The sequence below is a fragment of the uncultured Sphingopyxis sp. genome (genome assembly GCF_900078365.1).
Taxonomy (GTDB): domain Bacteria; phylum Pseudomonadota; class Alphaproteobacteria; order Sphingomonadales; family Sphingomonadaceae; genus Sphingopyxis.
Genome location: NZ_LT598653.1, coordinates 2,097,278 through 2,115,394, shown reverse-complemented (window position 1 = coordinate 2,115,394; position 18,117 = coordinate 2,097,278). Strand labels below are relative to the sequence as shown.

The following is an 18,117-nucleotide window of genomic DNA, read 5'->3' as shown; positions in this document are numbered from 1 at the left end:
ATATCCATTCGTCCAGCGGGGCATGGACGCGGGAGCGAAGGGTGATCAGCATCTTCTGTCAGGGCGCCGGGGGAGCGGCAGCGCGGCTGTGTTGACGGCGGCTTTCCTGTGGTTCGCCGCGGCCGCGCCGGTCGCCGACGCGGTGCCGCCCCCGGCGGCGCCGGATCCGCTGGTGGCGATTTCCGTTCCGACGGTCGATCAGGCCGCGTCCTTCTGGCAGATGGTGATCGAGCAGCAATTGATCATCCGCGTTCCCGCCCGGCGGTCGCCGATCAACAATTTCGCCGCCGAACGCTCGACGCCCAGGCGGGACATTGAATTGCCGGTCGTCTGGAAGGAAAAAAAGGCGCCCAAATGCGTCGCGATGCGCAACATCATGGGGATGCAGGCGGTTCAGCGCGACAGCATCGATCTGATCACGCGGCAAAAGCAAAGGTTGCGCGCCCAGCTCAATCGCGGCTGCCGCGCGCTCGACTTCTATGCCGGTTTCTACATGCAGGGCAGCAAGGACGGCAAACTCTGCGAGGATCGCGACCAAATCCATGCGCGCACCGGCGCGAAGTGTGAGATCGACAAGTTCCGGCTGATGGTCCCGGTTCACGAGGACGATTAGCCGATACGCGCCCCGCCGCGTTTTTCGCGACCTTTCCTTGACTTTTCTCCGCTATTTCCCCAAGGGCCGCGGCAACGTCCGCCTGCGTGGGAGGCGGCACGCTCCTTTTATTTCCGGACATATTGCCTCATGAATTTTGCCGACCTCGGCCTTTCCGATGAACTTTTGCGCGCGATCGACGAGTCGGGCTATACCGAGCCGACCGCCATTCAGGCGGGCGCGATCCCCTCGGTGCTGATGATGCGCGACATGATCGGCATCGCCCAGACGGGTACGGGCAAGACGGCGTCCTTCGTGCTGCCGATGATCGACATCCTCGCGCACGGCCGCGCCCGCGCGCTGATGCCGCGTTCGCTGATCCTCGAGCCTACGCGTGAACTCGCTGCACAAGTCGCGGAAAATTTTGAAAAATACGGCAAGTATCACAAGCTTTCGATGGCGCTGCTCATCGGCGGCGTGCAGATGGGCGACCAGGTGAAGGCGCTCGAAAAGGGCGTCGACGTGCTGATCGCGACGCCCGGCCGCCTGATGGACCTGTTCGAGCGCGGCAAGATATTGCTCACCGGCTGCAACCTGCTGGTGATCGACGAAGCCGACCGGATGCTCGACATGGGCTTCATTCCCGACATCGAGAATATCTGCACCAAGCTGCCCGCGAATCGGCAGACGCTGCTGTTCTCGGCGACGATGCCGCCGCCGATCAAGAAGCTCGCCGACAAATTCCTCTCGAACCCGAAGACGGTCGAGGTCGCGCGCCCCGCGAGCCGCAACGAGAATATCGAGCAGTTCCTCGTCAAGACGTCCGAACGCGGCAAGCGCGATACATTGCGCGACCTGCTCGAGGCCGAAGACGTCGGCACCGCTATCATCTTCTGCAACCGCAAGACGACGGTGCGCGACCTCGCGAAATCGCTTCAGCGCTATCGGTACAAGGCCGGCGAGATCCATGGCGACATGGACCAGTCGAGCCGCATCGCCGAACTCGACCGCTTCAAGGCGGGGACGATCAACATCCTCGTGGCGTCGGACGTCGCGGCGCGCGGGCTCGACGTCAAGGGCGTCAGCCATGTCTTCAATTTCGATGCGCCGTGGCACCCCGACGATTATGTTCACCGGATCGGCCGCACCGGCCGCGCGGGCGCCAAGGGACGCGCCTTCACGCTGGTGACGCCCTCGGATGACGAGGCGGTCGACAATATCCAGAAGCTGACGGGCTATCAGATTCCGGTCCATGGCGGGGAGGGTGGTGCGCCGCAGCGGGCCACCGACGGCGACGCCGACGAGCGCGAACCGCGACGCGGGCGACGGGCGGGTGCCAAAGCCGCGAAGGAACCGAAGCGCGCGGTTGAAAAGCCGGCCAAGGCCCCGAAGAAGGACGCCGGCCGGAAACCGGCTCCGCGGTCGCGGCACGACGATGACGACGGTCCCGACGACGGGTGGAACGGGCCGATGCCCGGTTTCCTGTCGGTGGGATTCGGTAGCTGAACATTACCGGTAGCTGAGCAAATCGTCGCCCCCGCGAAGGCGGGGGCCGCTATCGGTTTGCGCGGCGGCGCTGAATAGAGCTGCCAGCGGCCCCCGCCTTCGCGGGGGCGACGTCCATTGTCGCGCTCAAACGCGGACCAGCATCTTTCCGATATTCGCGCCTGCGAACAGCCCCAGAAACGCATCGGGCGCCGCCTCCAGCCCCTCATGCACGGTTTCGCGCATCGTCACCGCTCCGCTGGCGATCAGGCCGCCCATGTCGGCGTAGAATTCCTCCATGCACTCGATGAACTGGTCGGTGTAGATGAAGCCTTCCATGCGGATCCGCGACGGAATCGCGCGGATGAGATATTTCATCTCCTGAGGCTTTCCATCGTTATAGACGTCGATCATGCCGCAGATCGCGAAGCGCGCGAAATCGTTCGCGGTCGCAAAGGCGGCGTCGAGATGCTCGCCGCCGACATTGTCGAAATAAACGTCGATCCCGGGCTTGCCGAGGCGTTCGAGCGCGGCCGCGAGCTGCGGCAGCACCGGCCCCGCCTTATAGTCGACCACCGCATCGGCGCCGAGGTCGAGAACCCATTCGCATTTTTCGGCGCCGCCGGCCGAGCCGATCACCGTCATCTCGCGCGCCTTGGCGATCTGGACCACCGCCGAGCCCACCGCGCCCGCCGCGGCCGATACGAACACCGTGTCGCCGGGCTTCGCGCTCGCGATACGCAGCAGGCCGATCCAGGCGGTGCCGCCGGTCAGGCCCATATTGTGCAGGAAAGTCTGCGGCGTCATGCCCGCCGCCAGCGCCTCGGCGGGCAGTTTGTTCGGCATCATGTCGAGCCCGATCACGCCGCCGTCGCGCCAGCCGCCCATGTGAAGGATCAGGTCGCCGGGCGCGAAGCCCTCCATCCGGCTTTCGACGACTTCGCCGATCGCGCCGCCGGTCATCGGCTGATCGATCTGAAAGCTCGCCGCATAGCTCTTCGCGTCGTTCATGCGCCCGCGCATATAGGGGTCGACCGACAGCCAGAGGTTGCGGACCCGAAGCTGGTCGTTTTCGAGCGGCGCGTCGGGCAGGTCGCGGAGCGCGAAATTCGCGTGCGTCGGCAGCCCCTGCGGACGACTGGTCAAATGCCATGCCTTGGTCATCGGAATCCCCCCATTCCTCAAATTTTCCCCGCAGCAACGACCATGGTCAGAAAAGCCGTTGCCACCGCCAGTCAGTGCCGTTAAGACCCCGCCCGTCGCGGGGCCGTAGCTCAGATGGGAGAGCGCTGCAATCGCACTGCAGAGGTCAGGGGTTCGATTCCCCTCGGCTCCACCAGCGACATTTCCCTATATTGCTTGGCGGCACCGGCCCGCTCCCCCACCCGGCCTCCTTAACGATAGTAGCCTATGGGAGGCCCTTCGACGCCACGCGTCGTCTTCGGGCGGTGGGGGAGCGGGCCGGTGCCGCCGGCTTTAGCCGGCAAAATCCCGAATCATATTCTTCGCGATCACTAGCTGCTGGATCTGCGTCGTCCCTTCATAAATGCGGTAAATGCGGCAGTCGCGATAGAAGCGTTCGGCCAGATATTCCTTGAGATAGCCAGCCCCGCCGTGAATCTGGACCACACGGTCGGCGACACGCCCGCACATTTCGCTGGCGAACATCTTGGTCGCCGCGGCTTCGACCAATATCTTCTCGCCGCGATCGGCGCGCGCGCAGGCGTCGTTCAGCATGCAGTCGGCGGCATAGATTTCGGCCTTGCTGTCGGCGAGCATCGCCTGGATCAGCTGAAAATTGGCGATCGGTTCGCCGAACGCCTTGCGCTCCATCGCATATTGCAGGCCCGCATCGAGCATGCGCTTCGCATAGCCGACGCTCGCCGCGGCGACCGACAGGCGGCCGTTGTCGAGGCTCTGCATCGCGGCGCGGAAACCGATCCCTTCCTCGCCGCCGAGCAGCGCGTCGCCGTCGACATGCACATCCTCCAGAATCACGTCGGCGATCTGCGATCCCGCCTGACCCATCTTGCCGTCGGGCTTGCCGATCGACACGCCGGGCGCGTCGCGCGGGACGAGGAAGGCGCTGACATGCGCATTCTTGGGCAATGCCTCGACATTGGTGCGCGCCATGACGAGGATGACGTCGGCGAAGGGCGCATTGGTGATGTAACGCTTGGTGCCGTTCAGCACATAGCCGTTGCCGTCGCGCACCGCGCGTGTCTTCATCGCCGCGCTGTCCGAGCCGCTGTCGGGTTCGGTCAAACCGAAGGCCGCGATCGATCCGGCGGCGAGCTTGGGCAGCCAATGCGCCTTCTGTTGCTCGGTGCCGAAGCCGATGAGCGACTTGCACACCATGCCGATATTGATCGACACGATCGAGCGATAGGCGGGCGAGGCGTAGGCCAGTTCGCGGATGAAGCCGACATATTGGCTGATGTTCATGCCCGCGCCGCCATATTCCTCCGGCATCGTCACCCCGAACAGCCCCATGTCGCGCATTTCGGCGAGAATATCGTCGGGAACGCGGCCGAGCTCTTCGAGCCGGTCTTCGGCGGGGATCAGCCGCTCGCGGACATAGCGTTGCAGCTGCTCGATAAAGGCGTCGTAAATGTCGGCATCCATTCCCGGATTGATCATCGTCTTCCTGTCCCTGGTCTATTGTTCGCCATAAGTGTCGATCGCCGCGAAGATGCGCGTCAATTGTTCGCGTTCGTCGGCATCGATGTCGGGGCGCCAGATTTCGAACAGCAGGATGGTGCGGTCGCTGGTCCCGCGATTCCACGCCTCATGCTCGAAGCTGTCGTCGAAAATCAGCAGCTCGCCCTCGCGCCAGCCGCGCGTTTCGGCTCCGACGCGGAGGCCGCAACCATCGGGCACGATGAGCGGCAGGTGGCAGATCAGCCGCGTGTTGAGCATGCCGTGGTGCGGCTGGATATGCGTGCCGGGGGTGAGGCGCGAGAAGAGCGCGATCGGCGCGCGCCCGGGGATGACGGGCTGCGGTGCGAGCTCCAGCGCGGCGAGCGCCGCGGGACATAGCGCCGCCATCCCGTCGGCGACCGCGCCATCCTTCCAGAGCCAGGCCGCTCCCCAGTCGGGCTTGTCGAGCAGCGGGTTGTTCGGCGGCGGCCGGCCGGGGGCGGCGGTGACATAGGGACCGAAAGCGTCGGCCGCGCTATCGATCATGGCGAGCAGTTCGGCGCGGATCGCGCCGGTCGCGGCCTCGACCGCTTCCGCCCAGTCGAAATCGGACCGCTCGAAAAAGGGGCGCTGGGCGAGGCCCGGGAAGTAGAACATGTTCGGCTGTTGCACATAGAGCGGCTGCTCGCCGGCAAGCATCCGCAGCGCCTCTGCGACGCGCGGCGTGGCGTTCTTTGTGTCGATCCCCGCCCCGCGCAGCTGGCCGAGCAGGTGATCGGCAAAGGCGCGCTCGGTCTCGGCGAGGAACTGCTCGGCGCGCTGAAGGCCGGGATGAAGCGCCGGCGGAACGCTGCGCGCCTGCGCGGCGGTGCCGAGCGCGAGGCGGTAAAAGCTGCCCGCCGCGCGATCGTCGGCGAGCCGGCGCTTGAGTTCCGCCATCGCCAGCAAGGCCGGGAGATTGCCGCGATCGGCGCGGATCGCGGCGTCGAGCGCCGCAGTCTCCGCCGCCACATCGCCGCGGCGGTGCGCGTCGCGCGCTTGGTCCAGCCATGTCGTCTGCCCCGTCATGGTCCTTGGCATAACGGGGCGCTGGGCCTTTGCAAGCGCGCGGCTGCGCGCTCAGCCCGATGGCGCCGCCGGTGCCGCGGCAGATTTCGCCGCGCCGCGAAGCCATTTGCGGATCGCAAACACCGGAGCAGTCCGCCAAGCCGCGAGCAACACCAGAAAGAGCGCGGCCCAGGGCAGGATCGCCGCACCGACGACGAGGATGAAGGACAGCATCACGCTGCCGCTACGGATCAGCATGTTCAACGCGTCGCTGAACGGATTGCCATAGCCGATGCCGGGCAGGCCGCCGGTGCCGACATAGTCGAACTGCATCGGCGTCGTTGCCAGCATCGCTTCGCCTGCGCGGCGGTTATCGCGCTCGCCGTCGAGCTGTCGCCGCATCGCCGAAATTTGTTGCTGCAATTCGGTGCGCTCGCGGTCGCCGAGGCCGCCTTGCTTCAGCCGCGCCTCCAGCCGGGCAATTTCGGCCCCTATATCGGCGCTGCGGCGCTGCGAGTCGCTGATCTGCGTTCCGACGTCCTCGCCGCCGATCCGCGCCTCGGCCAGCACGCCTTCGGCCTTTTCGACGCTGGAAAGCGCGTCGCGCCCGAACTTGCGCGCGATGGCGGGGTCGAGCTTGAACAGCAATTGCGCCTCGACCTCATTCTCGCGGACGAGCCGATAGGTCATGCCGGTGATCCGGCAACGCGCGATCCCGAGCGCCTCACACGCCGCGGCATGTTCTTCCTGCACCCTGGCGATACGATTGTCATCGAGACGGAAAGCATAGGCATAGTGGAAGGCGACGCCGGGAGCTGCGGTGACCGCGACATCGGGGCCGCCCGCTGCATCGCTGGCGGCTTCGGCCATCGCCGGCGCTTCGCTCGACACCGCCTCGTCGGCCCGCTGCTGCGAGCAGCCGATCAGGACGAGCGCCATCGCGCCCGCCAAGAGCTTGGTTTTCATGAAGACTCTCCCAACATGCGACTCGTGGGCCGCAGGTGAGGACATATCATAACTTATCTGGTAGACAATATGTTTCAGGCGAGCGTGACGAAGCTGTCGAGCACCCGCTTGCTGCCGGCCTGGTCGAACTCGACCTCCAGCTTGTTGCCGTCGATATCGATGATTTCGCCGTAACCGAACTTCTCGTGGAAAACGCGCACGCCGATCGCGAGGTCGGATCGCGCCTTGGCGCCGACCGAGGCGGCGGGGCCGCGTTCGGACGGGGCGGGGGCGCGAGTGACCGTCGTGGAGGTCGCCATCGCGCGCTGCCATGCGGGGCCGCGGGTCATCGTCCGCGCGGGGCTCCGTTCGGCGACATGCGCGAAAGGGTCGCCCTGCGCCGACCAGTTGGCGCGCCACAGGCTTTGCCCGCCGCCGAAGCTGTTCTCGCTGTCGATATGTTCGGGCGGGATTTCGCCGATGAAGCGGCTGGGGATGCTGCTCATCCACTGGCCGTAGATGCGCCGGTTCGCGGCGTGATAGATGCTCGCGCGTCGGCGCGCGCGAGTGATCGCGACATAGGCGAGGCGGCGCTCCTCTTCGAGGCTCGCGGTGCCGCCTTCGTCCATCGACCGCTGCGACGGGAAGACGCCATCCTCCCAGCCCGCGAGGAAGACATGGTCGAATTCGAGGCCCTTGGCGGCGTGGATCGTCATGATCGTCACCGTCTCGCTCTGGTCGTCATTGTCGCGGTCCATGACGAGGCTGACATGCTCGAGAAAGGCTTCGAGCGACTCATATTCCTCCATTGCGCGGACGAGTTCGGAGAGATTCTCGAGCCGTCCGGCGGCTTCGACGCTGCGGTCAGCCTGCAGCATTGCGGTATAGCCCGATTCGTCGAGGATGAGCTGGGTGAGTTCCGGGTGCGACAGTTCGTTCGCCTTCGCCTGCCAGTTCCGCATCTGCGCGACGAAGTTCGCGAGTTGGCGGCGCGCCTGCGGCGTCAGCTCGTCGGTCTCGGTGATCCGCGAGGCCGCGTGGAAGAGCGGCGCGCTCTCGTGCCGCGCGAATTGGTGGATGCGCGCGAGCGCCTTGTCGCCGAGCCCGCGCTTGGGGACATTGACGATGCGTTCGAAGGCGAGGTCGTCGGCCGGCGACTGGACGAGGCGCAGATAGGCGAGCGCGTCGCGAATCTCGGCGCGTTCGTAAAAGCGGAAGCCGCCGACGATGCGATAGGGCATGCCGATCGCGATGAAGCGGTCCTCGAACTCGCGCGTCTGGAACTGCGCGCGGACGAGGATCGCGGCGCGGTCGAGCGAGATGCGCTGGCGCTGGAGGCTTTCGAGCTCCTCGCCGATCCGCCGCGCTTCTTCCGGCCCGTCCCACACGCCGACGACGCGCAGCTTGTCGCCGGGTTCGAGCTCGGTCCACAGCGTCTTGCCGAGCCGGCCCGAATTCTGCGCGATCAGCGCCGATGCGGCGGCAAGAATCTGCGGAGTCGAGCGGTAATTCTGTTCGAGGCGGATCACCGTCGCGCCGGGAAAATCCTTTTCGAAGCGCAGGATGTTCGCGACCTCGGCGCCGCGCCACGAATAGATCGACTGATCGTCGTCGCCGACGCAGCAGATATTCTTGCGCGCCTGCGCGAGCAGCCGGAGCCAGAGATACTGGCTGGCGTTGGTGTCCTGATATTCGTCGACGAGGATATATTTGAAACGTGTCTGATATTGTTCGAGCACGTCGCGGTGCGTCTTCAATATCACCAGCATGTGGAGCAGCAGGTCGCCGAAATCGCAGGCGTTGAGCGTCTTCAGCCGCGCTTGATAGAGCGCATAGAAATGCTGGCCCTTGCCGTCGGCATAGGCTTCCTTGTCGGTGGCATCGAGGTCGGCGGGGGTGAGCCCGCGGTTCTTCCACTTGTCGATCAGCCCCGCGAGCTGGCGCGCCGGCCAGCGTTTCTCGTCGAGCCCCTCGGCCTGGATCAGCTGCTTCAGGACCCGAAGCTGATCGTCGGTGTCGAGTATGGTGAAATTGCTCTGCAGCCCGACGAGCTCGGCGTGGCGGCGCAGCATCTTGGCGCAGATGCTGTGGAAGGTGCCGAGCCACGGCATGCCCTCGACCGCGTCGCCGATCATCCGCCCGATCCGCTCGCGCATCTCGCGCGCTGCCTTGTTGGTGAAGGTCACCGCGAGAATCTCGGACGGCCAGGCGCGCCGCGTCGCGATGATATGCGCGAGACGCGCGGTGAGCGCCGCGGTCTTGCCCGTGCCCGCGCCCGCGAGCATCAGCACGGGGCCTTCGGTGGTCAGCACGGCCTGCCGCTGCGGACCGTTGAGGCCGGCAAGATAGGGCGGGTCCGACGGGTCGGGGCGGGTCAGGTCGGGCGTCGAGATGGGGGGCATATTCACGCGCGAACGATTAGGGAACAGCGAGCAGGCTGTCCAGTGCGGTGAGCCGGTCCGAGGGAGTGGTTTCGCGGCGTTCGAGCTCGTCGAGCGTCGCGCGCGCCATCGCGACATAGGCGGGGAGCAGGGCGGGGCTGTCGTCGGCCAGCGCGGCGAGATGATCGCCGATCGTCCGCGCATCGCCGCGTAAGAGGGGGCCTGACAATCCCGCGAAACCGTGCGCGAGGCCGTTTTCGAGCGCGGCGCGGACGAGGGGAGCAAGAAGCGCGGCCGGATCGTCGACGCCGGCGTCCTTCAGCCCGCCCGCCGCGCCGCTGATCAGCGTGACGAGATGATTCGAGGCGTGGCAGAGTGCGGCATGATAGAGCGCGCGCCGATCCTCGGCAATTTCGACCGCGACCCCGCCCAGCGACGCGACGATCTGCCGCGCCCGTTCGATGGCTTCGCCTGCCGCCGCGGTGATCGCGAACCGCGCCCCGGCCATGCGGGCGACCTCATTTTCGGGATCGCCGGTAAAGGTCATCGCGGGATGGATTGCGGCGATCATGGCGCCCGCTTTGCCGAGCGGTTCGAGCGCCGCCGCGCCGCTGCGTCCGCTGACGTGAAAGACGAAGGGGGTGCGGCCAGCTGGCAACGCGGCTGCCATGCGCGACACGACCTCGACCAGAGCATCGTCGGCGACGGCGATGACGATGAGGTCGCATTCCGCGACCAGACGATCGAGGTCAGGTCCCGCGACGGCACCGACCGCGGCGGCTGCATCGCGCGCGCTTTCGGGTGAGCGGCCCCATAGCATCGGCGGTGCGATCGAATGCGGTTTCAGGCCAAGCGCGAGGGCCTGTGCGACGCGGCCCGCGCCGACGATGCCGGGCTGTTGGGAACGGAAATCGGTCATGGGTTTGGGATGTAGTGCGCGAGCGGATGTTCGCCAATGGAACGTCTGTTCGGTCGGGAGCGAACGCAATGCCCACCTAACCCGTTCGCTTCGAGCGAAGTCGAGATGCCCCTCGGGCTAAGCATTCTATCGATGGGTGTCTCGACTTCGCGAGACACGAGCGGGAAAGTGCCGGAGCGACTGATATGGCCGTCGCCCCCGCGAAGGCGGGGGCCGCTAGCGTCCCTACTCGGGCGGCGTTGCGTAAACCGCCAGCGGCTCCCGCCTTCGCGGGGGCGACGGTTTAGGGAACGTCCGCTTCCCACCAAACCCGCCATAGAGACTTTATCTCCCCATATCCGGCATCTACGGTCGCGCGATGCAGCGACACTCCATCATGCGCGCGGCGGGCGCCGCAACCGCCGTCCTGACCCTCTCCGCCTGCGCCGGCGGCAATTATCGCCCGGTAACCGACACGCCCGTGCGCATCGGCCCCGCCTACACGATCCGCGGCACCACCTATGTGCCTGCCGCCGCGCCCGCCTATGACGCGCTTGGCTATGCGAGCTGGTACGGCAGCGAATCGGGGAACCGCACCGCGAATGGCGAGAAGTTCCGGCCCGGCTGGATCACCGCCGCGCATACGACGCTGCCGCTGCCGACCTATGTTGAGGTCACCGCGCTCGACACCGGGCGGCGGATCATCGTCCGGGTCAACGATCGCGGCCCGTTCGCGCGCGGGCGGCTCATCGACCTGTCGCGCGGCGCGGCCGAACAGCTCGGCATGAAGGCGCAGGGCCATGCGCCGGTGCGCGTGCGCCGCGTCGAACCATCGGAGAAGGATCGCGAGCGGCTGCGCAAGGGCAAGCCCGCGGCGTCGCTGTCGCCGGTGCCCGAGCGCGAGTTGCAGCGTCTGCGCGCGCAGCTTGCCGCCGGGAGCCGCTGACGCTTCGCATTCATGCTTGCGCCCGACGGAACGCGCGCGCAAAGCGTCGCCGACATTGGAGGGGAGGGGCATCGCCCGTGGAACTGGCACCCTATCGACAGCATCGGCGTATCCTGACCGCGAGCCTCGTCGGCACCGCGGTCGAATTTTATGATTTCTATATCTATGGCACCGCCGCGGCGCTGGTGTTCGGGCCGCTCTTCTTTCCCGAAAGTTCGGCGTCGGCGCAGCTGATGTACAGCTTCATGACCTTCGGGCTCGCCTTCTTCGCGCGGCCCGTCGGGGCGATCGTGTTCGGCCATTATGGCGACCGGATCGGGCGCAAGTCGACACTGGTGGCGTCGCTGATGCTCATGGGCGCCTCGACCTTGCTGATCGCCTTCCTGCCGACCTATGCGATGGTCGGCTGGGTCGCACCGCTGCTGCTCTGCATCCTGCGTTTCGGGCAGGGCTTCGGGCTCGGCGGCGAATGGGGCGGGGCGGCGCTGCTTGCGGTCGAGAATGCGCCGCCCGGGTGGAAATCGCGCTTCGGCATGTTCCCGCAGCTGGGCGCGCCGGTCGGCTTCATCGCCGCGAACGGCCTGTTCCTGCTTCTGGGGCTGGGGCTGAACGATGCCGATTTCGCCGCGTGGGGCTGGCGCATTCCGTTCCTGCTGTCGGCGGTGCTCGTCGGACTGGGGCTGTGGGTGCGGCTCAAGATCGGCGAGACGCCCGATTTCGCCGAAGCGTTGGAGAAAGACGCGCCGGTCGCGGTGCCGCTCGGCGAGTTGTTCCGGCACCATCTGGTCGCGACGCTCGCGGGGACCTTCGCTGTCGTCGCCTGTTTCGCGATCTTCTATCTCGCGACCAGTTTCGCGCTCGCGCACGGGACGACGGCGCTCGGCTATCCCAAGGAGCAGTTTCTGCTGATCCAGCTGGGCGCGATCCTGTTCATGGCGCTGGGCATCGTCTTCGCCGGATATTGGAGCGACGCGTCGAGCGCACAGCGGGTGCTGACCTGGGGCTGCGGCGCGACGATCCTGATCGGTTTCCTGTTCGGGCCGTCGCTGGCGTCGGAAAGCTGGCCGCTGATCTTCCTCGGACTAGCCGCGGCGCTGTTCGTGATGGGGCTGGTCTATGGCCCGCTCGGAAGCTGGCTCACCGGGCTGTTTCCGGTGCGCGTGCGCTACACGGGGGCATCGGTGGCGTTCAATGCCGGCGGCATCCTCGGCGGAGCGATGGCGCCGATCGTCGCGCAGGCGCTCGCCGAGCGGGGCGGGACCGCAACCGTGGGCTATTATCTCGCGCTAGCGGGGGTTGTGAGTTGGCTGGGCCTGTTGATGGTCCGGCGCCACGCTCCTTAAAATTCCTTCGTCATTCCCGCGAAAGCGGGAACCCAGCAGCAGCGTCAGACTGGGTTCCCGCTTTCGCGGGAATGACGAAAACGAGTTAGGCTAGACGCAGCAGCGTCAACTTCGCCTTGCCGACCTTGCGCGTCGCGTCGATCGCAAAGCCCGCGACATCGACCGCTTCCCTGTCGGCGGTCTCGACCGAGACCCAGCTGTCGGCTCCGATCCAGCCGAGGCGATTGAGCTTGTCGAGCGCGACGCTGCCCGCGCCGGTCGCATAGGGTGCGTCGAACATCAGCAGGTCGTAGCTGCGCCGAGCGGGGCCGAGGCCGAGCACGGACCCCGCGCGCACGTCTGCACGCGCCGTCGCGCCGAGCGCGGCGAGATTCTTGCACAGCGCATCGAGCGCATCGCGGTCCTGCTCCGCGAACAGGCATTGTTCGGCGCCGCGCGACAGCGCCTCGATCCCGAGCGCGCCAGACCCTGCGAACAGGTCGGCGACATAGAGCCCCTCGAAACTGCCGAGACGGCTCGCGAGCATCGAGAAGAGCGTTTCGCGCGTGCGATCGGCGGTGGGGCGCGTCGCATCATTCTTCGGCGCGAGCAGTTTCCGCCCGCGCCATTCACCCGAGATCACGCGCATCAGCCGAGACGCCGCCGGAATTTGAACAATTCGTCGCGCGGCACGACCTCAACCGCGCCCATGTCGAGCCCGGCGAGGGTGAACTCGCCATAGCGCGTGCGGATCAGGCGGCTGACCTGCAGCCCGAAATGTTCGAGCACGCGGCGGACTTCGCGGTTCTTGCCTTCGGTCAGCGTCATCTCGACCCACTGGTTGCGGCCGGTGCGGCGCTCCAGATTGGCGTCGATCCGCCCGTAGCGGACGCCGTCGATCTCGATCCCCATCGCGAGTTCCTCGAGCTGCGCCTGGCTGATGTCGCCAAAGGCGCGCGCGCGATAGGTGCGCTCGACCCCGCTCGCGGGCAGTTCGAGCTGGCGCTTGAATTCGCCGTCGTTGGTGAGCAGCAGCAGCCCCTCGGTATTATAATCGAGGCGGCCGATGGGCATCAGGCGCGGTAGCCCCTTGGGCAAAAGATCGTAGATCGTCTTGCGGCCCTTGGGATCGCGCGCGGCGGTAAGGCAGCCCGCGGGCTTGTGAAAGCGATAGAGGCGCGTCGAAACGGGTTTCGCGACCGGGTTGCCGTCGACCGTCAGCCCGTCGAGCGAGGCGAGCAGCGGGGCGGGCTGCGCGATCACCTCGCCATTCAGCGCGATGCGCCCCTCCTCGATCATCCGTTCGACGTCGCGGCGCGAGCCGACGCCGGCGCGCGCGAGCAGCTTGGCGATGCGCTGCGGCCCGTCCTCGCGCTCTTCGGCGGGCCTGGTCTTGAGTGCGGATGCAGCGCCGCGCGCGGCGCGGCGGCCTTTCGGGACATCGTGGGCTGCGGCGGGGCGGGTGCTGGCGCGGGGCGGACGGCGGGTCGTCATCGGAACGGATGCGGCTTTCTTGTCGTTTTCAAGGGGAATAGTGTTGCGTCGTGATCACGCTCATAGCCGGAAAAGACCCGCTTCGTCGATGGCAAGCAGAAGCGATCTTGCGGGACGGCGCGGAGCGAGTCATGGCAACGTCAAAGGGAGTAAATATGCTCTTCGCGTCCCGCCCGTCCTGCATCAAGCGGCTGCTGATCATCGAGGATGATCCGCTGACCGCGTTCGACAACGAACACACGCTGAAACACGGCGGCTATCAGATCGTCGCGACGGTCGATTCGGGCGAGGCGGCGGTGGCGGTCATGGCGGCCGAGCCGGTCGACGCACTCGTGCTCGACCTGGGGCTTGCCGGGCATATGACCGGGCGCGAAGTCGCGCGGCTGGCGCGCGACCGCGGCATTGCGGTGCTGCTGGTGACGGGACAATGCCCCGCCGATGCCGAAGAGATCGCGCTCGCGTGTCTCGGCAAGCCGCACAGCGCCTCGGCGCTCGTCGCGGCGCTGAAGGCGGTCGAGACGATGATCTGCAAGAATGAGGCCCCGCGTAAGGTGAGCGGTCTCACCACGTTCTGGCGACCGCAGGCTGCGTAAAAAAGACCTATCGCCGCCGGATCCCGTAGTCGATCCGGATCCTGACCCAACTGCCGACAAGCAGACGTCCGCCGCGGCGGGGAGGCCGCACCTGGAATTGCCACGCCGCGGCGAGCACCGCGCGATTGATCTGCGATCCGTTCGGATATTCGTCGAGCCCGACGCAATCCTCGACACGATAATCCGGCGCCGTGCGACAGGCGATCAGCCCCCATCCGGGTCCGCTGGCGGTCGACAGATAGCCGCGCAACTCGCCGTCGCTGGGCTCGCGATACCAGGTTGCCGCATAGAGCGGCTCGCCATTGGGGGCCGTTCCCACCACTTCCGAATCGCCTGACGAGGAGGAGGAGCGCCGGGTGTCGGGGGGGCCATAAACCGGTCCGCCAGGCGGACGGGCGACGTTCGGCGGGGTCGCGGGCGGTCGCGGCCGCTCGTTCGGCGTCGCTATCGGCGGTGTGGCTTGCGTTTCGGCGGGCAGGGGCGGCGGCGGTTTGGCCGGCTTTGGCGGCGGTGCCTGCTCGGGCTCGGGCTGCGGCGACGTGGCCTTCTCCTCGACGGGTTCGGGCTCCGCCGAATTCGCGTCCTCCGCGGCCCCGGCAGGCTCGAGGCTCACGACGATGACGCGCTCTTCCTTGCTTTCGGGCCGCCCTCCCAGGCCGAAGGACAGCAGCATGAAGAGCAGCAACGCCGTGATCAGTACGGCCAGGCTTATAGCAAGCGTGCGGCGCCCCGCCCCGATGCTGAGCTGTTCGACATAGGGAGTGGCGGGGGCTGGGCTCAGCTGAAGCAATCTTTGGTGTCGGCGTCCGCTGGTCAAGGTGCCCGGGGCTCGGATGGGTGCGGGATAGTGGGGGGGCGGGCTTTTGACAAGCCCGGAAGCCACCCCGAAGCGGCCCTTCTCCGCGAACATCGGTCCATCTGCCGCAGCCGCGCAATTAGCCGCTTCCAATTTGGGGCCAAGGCTTTAGGCCTTTGCCTTTGACGGTCCGCGTACGAAAAGGGGGAGTTTCGCGATGCAGCTTGGGCTCGACTCATTGGTGTTGGTGATCGTGCTCGCGCTGGTCGTAGGGCTGGCTTTCGTCGTTCCGAGCTTTGCACCCTATCGTAAGCCGATGCCGATCGTCGCCTTCCTGCTTGGCATTTCGAGCGGCTTTCCGCTGACCTTGCTGCTGGGCACGATGACTTTCTGGCTATCGAAGGTCGGGATCGAGAAATCGACGATCGGTTTCGCGATCGGGCTAACCACGCCCTATACGCTCAAATTCCTGTGGGCGCCGCTCGTCGACCGCCTGCCGCTGCCCTTCCTGACAAGGCGGTTCGGACAGCGGCGCGGTTGGCTGTTCTTCATTCAGGTGCTGCTGGTCATCGCGATCTGGCAATTGGGCACCAGCAATCCTACCAATGATAATCTCGCGCCCTTTGCTTTATGGGCGATCGTCGTCGCGTTCCTGTCGGCTACGCAAGACATCGTTATCGACGCCTATCGCATCGAGATATTGAGCGAGGCCGAATTGCCGCACGGCACCGCGATGAACCAGTTCGGATATCGCACCGGCAATTTGATTGCCGGCGTGGGGACGATCGCACTGGCATCGCCCGAAGGTTTCAATCTCGGCTGGGCGGCCGCCTATGGCTTTACAGGACTGGCAATCCTCCCGGCGTTGCTCGGCGCGCTTTATGCCGGGCCGGGGCGCTTCGATCCCAGCCGCGCGCGCGCAGCGGGCCAAAGTTTCGGCGCATGGCTGCAGGACACGGTGATCAACCCGTTCCGTGAATTTTTCACGCGCCACGGCGCGGTGCTGGTCCTGCTCTTCGTCCTCGTCTACAAGGTCGGCGACGCGATGGGGCAGGGTATGCTGAACCCGATGATCGTCGAACTGGGGTTCACCGACACCGAATTCGTCGCGATTAACAAGGGCGTCGGCTTCGTCGCGCTGATCGTCGGTTCGGCCTGCGGCGCGCCTTTCATTGCATGGCTCGGTATGGGACGCGCGCTACTCGTGTCGGGTCTGCTAATGATGTTCAGCAACCTGCTGTTCGCAGTGCTCGCGTCGGTTGGTCATTCACCGCTGATGCTGGCGATTGCGGTGGGAACCGAGAATTTCACCAGCGGCATCGGGCTGACGGTGTTCGTTACCTATTTGTCCGGCCTGTCGAGCCTTGCCTATACCGCGACGCAGTTCGCGCTCCTGTCGTCCTTTGCGGCGGTCGGCCGCACATGGCTTGCCGCGCCGGGCGGATATGTTGCCGAGGGGCTCGGTTGGGTCGGTTTCTGGCTGTTCACCGTGGCGATCGCGGTGCCCGGAATGCTGCTGCTCTGGATTCTCTGGAAGAAGGGTTTTGTCGTCCAGACCGTGCGCCAGCCCAGCACGGAGGATGATGGGCACGAACTGGCGCACCCCGAAGAGGGCAAGCCTATTCCGGCAGTTCCCGGTTCGCGCTGAGCACTTCGCCGGCAAGATAGAGCGAGCCCGCGATCAGTACGATTTCGCGCGCTGGATCGACCTTCAGCCCGCGCAGCGCCGCCGTGATGGACACTGCGGTTTTCGCATCGGAACCGAATGCAGCGGCTGCGTGATGCTCGTGCCCCGGGACGGGGACGACCGTCAGGCTCGCGAGGCGATCTGCGAGCGGCGCAACAATCGCGGCGGGATTCTTGTTCGCCAGCATGCCGGTGACGAGGTGGACGCGTCGAGTCTCGCCTTCGAATTGACGGGCGAGCGCGAAGCCCGCGTCGGCGTTATGCGCGCCATCGAGCCAGATTTCGGTGCCATCGGGGAGCAGACCGGTCAGCGGCCCCGCCCCCAGCCGCTGCATCCGCCCCGGCCAGAAAGCCTCGGCGACGCCTTGCGCGATCTCCGCATCGCTCGGTCGCGGCTCGGGGGCGAGGCGCAGCATGGCGATGGCAAGCCCCGCGTTGCGCATCTGGTGTGCGCCGGCCATGCGCGAGCGCAACAGGGGCGCGGCGGAGCCCAGTTTCGAAGTCCAACGGAAGGCGTCGCCGCCCTGTTCGACCGCCCAGCCGTCGCCTTCCGGGAAGAGGGTTGCGCCGACATCGGCTACCTTGGCGGCGATGACATTCCGCACATGCGGCGGATAGGCGAGGGTCGCGACGGGCGTGTCGGGCTTGACGATCCCCGCCTTCTCCCACGCGATGCGCGTCGCCGGATCGTCGGGCGTTCCCGCTTCGGGGGCGAGCAGGAAGGCTTCGTGGTCGATCCCGAGCGAGGCGATCCCGGCGACCGCGGGCGGCGGGATGATATTGGTGGCGTCGAGGCGCCCGCCGAGTCCGACCTCGATGATGCAATCGTCGGCGGGGATGCGCGCGAAGGCGAGGAAGGCGGCGGCGGTGGTGACTTCGAAGAAGCTCGCCCGCAGGTCGGCGGCTTCGTCGAGCACCTCTTCGAGCAGCGCGGCGAGCAGCATATCGTCGATCAGCGTGCCGGCAAGGCGGATGCGCTCGTTGAAGCGGACGAGGTGCGGGCTCGTGTAGGCGTGGACGCGCCGCCCCTGCGCTTCGAGGATCGCGCGGAGATAGGCGCAGGTCGAACCCTTGCCGTTGGTGCCCGCGACGTGGAAGGTACGCGGAAGCTGGAGCTGCGGGTTGCCGAGCCGCGCGCAGAGTTCGGCGATGCGTTCGAGCCCCAGAACGTCGCGCCCCGGCGAGAGCGCGGCGAGGCGGTCGAGCTGGGTCTGCACGGCAGGGTTTGAGGAGGAGGCGTGGTCGGGCATGGGAACTCCCTCTCCCCTTCAGGGGAGAGGGCCGGGGAGAGG

The 18,117-nt window shown here is 66.5% G+C and carries 16 protein-coding genes and 1 tRNA gene; 7 read left to right on the top strand and 10 right to left on the bottom strand.

The window, feature by feature from the left end:
- Nucleotides 1-88 precede the first annotated feature (88 nt).
- Both QZL87_RS09675 and QZL87_RS09670 read left to right on the top strand, forming a co-directional pair.
- The gene (locus QZL87_RS09675) at nucleotides 89-613 is read left to right on the top strand and encodes a hypothetical protein (protein WP_295318692.1); all 525 of its coding nucleotides are present in this window, start codon (nucleotides 89-91) and stop codon (nucleotides 611-613) included.
- Nucleotides 614-742: 129 nt separating this feature from the next.
- Entirely contained in the window at nucleotides 743-2,098 is a 1,356-nt protein-coding gene (locus tag QZL87_RS09670; protein ID WP_295318690.1) for a DEAD/DEAH box helicase, read from the top strand.
- Nucleotides 2,099-2,224: 126 nt separating this feature from the next.
- Here QZL87_RS09670 and QZL87_RS09665 read toward each other — a convergent pair whose 3' ends face one another.
- Nucleotides 2,225-3,241, bottom strand: a complete 1,017-nt coding sequence (locus tag QZL87_RS09665) for an NADP-dependent oxidoreductase (RefSeq protein WP_295318686.1) — start codon at nucleotides 3,239-3,241, stop codon at nucleotides 2,225-2,227.
- Between the two features lie 99 nt (nucleotides 3,242-3,340).
- Between QZL87_RS09665 and QZL87_RS09660 the strand changes: the two genes are divergently transcribed.
- Nucleotides 3,341-3,416: transfer RNA gene (locus tag QZL87_RS09660), tRNA-Ala, on the top strand.
- Between the two features lie 137 nt (nucleotides 3,417-3,553).
- Here the strand turns inward: QZL87_RS09660 and QZL87_RS09655 are convergent.
- The 5 genes from QZL87_RS09655 to QZL87_RS09635 all read right to left on the bottom strand — a co-directional run bounded on the left by QZL87_RS09655 (nucleotide 3,554) and on the right by QZL87_RS09635 (nucleotide 10,009).
- The gene (locus QZL87_RS09655) at nucleotides 3,554-4,717 is read right to left on the bottom strand and encodes an acyl-CoA dehydrogenase family protein (RefSeq protein ID WP_295318682.1); all 1,164 of its coding nucleotides are present in this window, start codon (nucleotides 4,715-4,717) and stop codon (nucleotides 3,554-3,556) included.
- An 18-nt stretch (nucleotides 4,718-4,735) separates the two neighbouring features.
- Nucleotides 4,736-5,785 carry an aspartyl/asparaginyl beta-hydroxylase domain-containing protein gene (locus tag QZL87_RS09650; protein ID WP_295318680.1) on the bottom strand — a complete coding sequence of 350 codons (1,050 nt, stop codon included), beginning with the start codon at nucleotides 5,783-5,785 and terminating at the stop codon, nucleotides 4,736-4,738.
- A gap of 51 nt (nucleotides 5,786-5,836) precedes the next feature.
- A complete protein-coding gene (locus tag QZL87_RS09645) occupies nucleotides 5,837-6,730 on the bottom strand; it encodes a DUF4349 domain-containing protein (RefSeq protein ID WP_295318677.1) in 894 nt (297 codons plus the stop codon).
- Between the two features lie 74 nt (nucleotides 6,731-6,804).
- The gene (locus QZL87_RS09640; RefSeq protein ID WP_295326821.1) at nucleotides 6,805-9,111 is read right to left on the bottom strand and encodes a UvrD-helicase domain-containing protein; all 2,307 of its coding nucleotides are present in this window, start codon (nucleotides 9,109-9,111) and stop codon (nucleotides 6,805-6,807) included.
- 16 nt (nucleotides 9,112-9,127) lie between these two features.
- Nucleotides 9,128-10,009, bottom strand: a complete 882-nt coding sequence (locus QZL87_RS09635) for a DUF2520 domain-containing protein (protein ID WP_295318674.1) — start codon at nucleotides 10,007-10,009, stop codon at nucleotides 9,128-9,130.
- A gap of 358 nt (nucleotides 10,010-10,367) precedes the next feature.
- Between QZL87_RS09635 and QZL87_RS09630 the strand changes: the two genes are divergently transcribed.
- Together QZL87_RS09630 and QZL87_RS09625 are read left to right on the top strand one after the other, a co-directional pair.
- The gene (locus QZL87_RS09630; protein WP_295318672.1) at nucleotides 10,368-10,934 is read left to right on the top strand and encodes a septal ring lytic transglycosylase RlpA family protein; all 567 of its coding nucleotides are present in this window, start codon (nucleotides 10,368-10,370) and stop codon (nucleotides 10,932-10,934) included.
- A gap of 83 nt (nucleotides 10,935-11,017) precedes the next feature.
- Nucleotides 11,018-12,277 carry an MFS transporter gene (locus QZL87_RS09625; RefSeq protein WP_295326818.1) on the top strand — a complete coding sequence of 420 codons (1,260 nt, stop codon included), beginning with the start codon at nucleotides 11,018-11,020 and terminating at the stop codon, nucleotides 12,275-12,277.
- An 85-nt stretch (nucleotides 12,278-12,362) separates the two neighbouring features.
- Here QZL87_RS09625 and rsmD read toward each other — a convergent pair whose 3' ends face one another.
- On the bottom strand, nucleotides 12,363-12,905 hold the full coding sequence (gene rsmD / locus QZL87_RS09620; protein ID WP_295318669.1) for a 16S rRNA (guanine(966)-N(2))-methyltransferase RsmD: 543 nt from the start codon (nucleotides 12,903-12,905) through the stop codon (nucleotides 12,363-12,365).
- Nucleotides 12,905-13,750, bottom strand: a complete 846-nt coding sequence (locus QZL87_RS09615; protein WP_295318666.1) for a pseudouridine synthase — start codon at nucleotides 13,748-13,750, stop codon at nucleotides 12,905-12,907. Before QZL87_RS09615 ends, rsmD begins: the two co-directional genes overlap by 1 nt.
- 155 nt (nucleotides 13,751-13,905) lie before the next feature.
- On the opposite strand from QZL87_RS09615, the gene QZL87_RS09610 reads away from it, so the two are divergent.
- Nucleotides 13,906-14,343: a response regulator gene (locus QZL87_RS09610; protein ID WP_295318663.1), complete on the top strand. Its 438-nt coding sequence runs from the start codon at nucleotides 13,906-13,908 to the stop codon at nucleotides 14,341-14,343.
- Nucleotides 14,344-14,350: 7 nt separating this feature from the next.
- On the opposite strand, the gene QZL87_RS09605 is transcribed toward QZL87_RS09610, so the two are convergent.
- The gene (locus QZL87_RS09605; protein WP_295318661.1) at nucleotides 14,351-15,133 is read right to left on the bottom strand and encodes a hypothetical protein; all 783 of its coding nucleotides are present in this window, start codon (nucleotides 15,131-15,133) and stop codon (nucleotides 14,351-14,353) included.
- 223 nt (nucleotides 15,134-15,356) lie between these two features.
- Between QZL87_RS09605 and QZL87_RS09600 the strand changes: the two genes are divergently transcribed.
- On the top strand, nucleotides 15,357-16,787 hold the full coding sequence (locus QZL87_RS09600; RefSeq protein WP_295318659.1) for an MFS transporter: 1,431 nt from the start codon (nucleotides 15,357-15,359) through the stop codon (nucleotides 16,785-16,787).
- Here the strand turns inward: QZL87_RS09600 and QZL87_RS09595 are convergent.
- Nucleotides 16,759-18,075: a bifunctional folylpolyglutamate synthase/dihydrofolate synthase gene (locus QZL87_RS09595; RefSeq protein ID WP_295318657.1), complete on the bottom strand. Its 1,317-nt coding sequence runs from the start codon at nucleotides 18,073-18,075 to the stop codon at nucleotides 16,759-16,761. The two genes, QZL87_RS09600 and QZL87_RS09595, sit on opposite strands and share 29 nt — an antisense overlap.
- Between the last annotated feature and the right edge of the window lie 42 nt (nucleotides 18,076-18,117).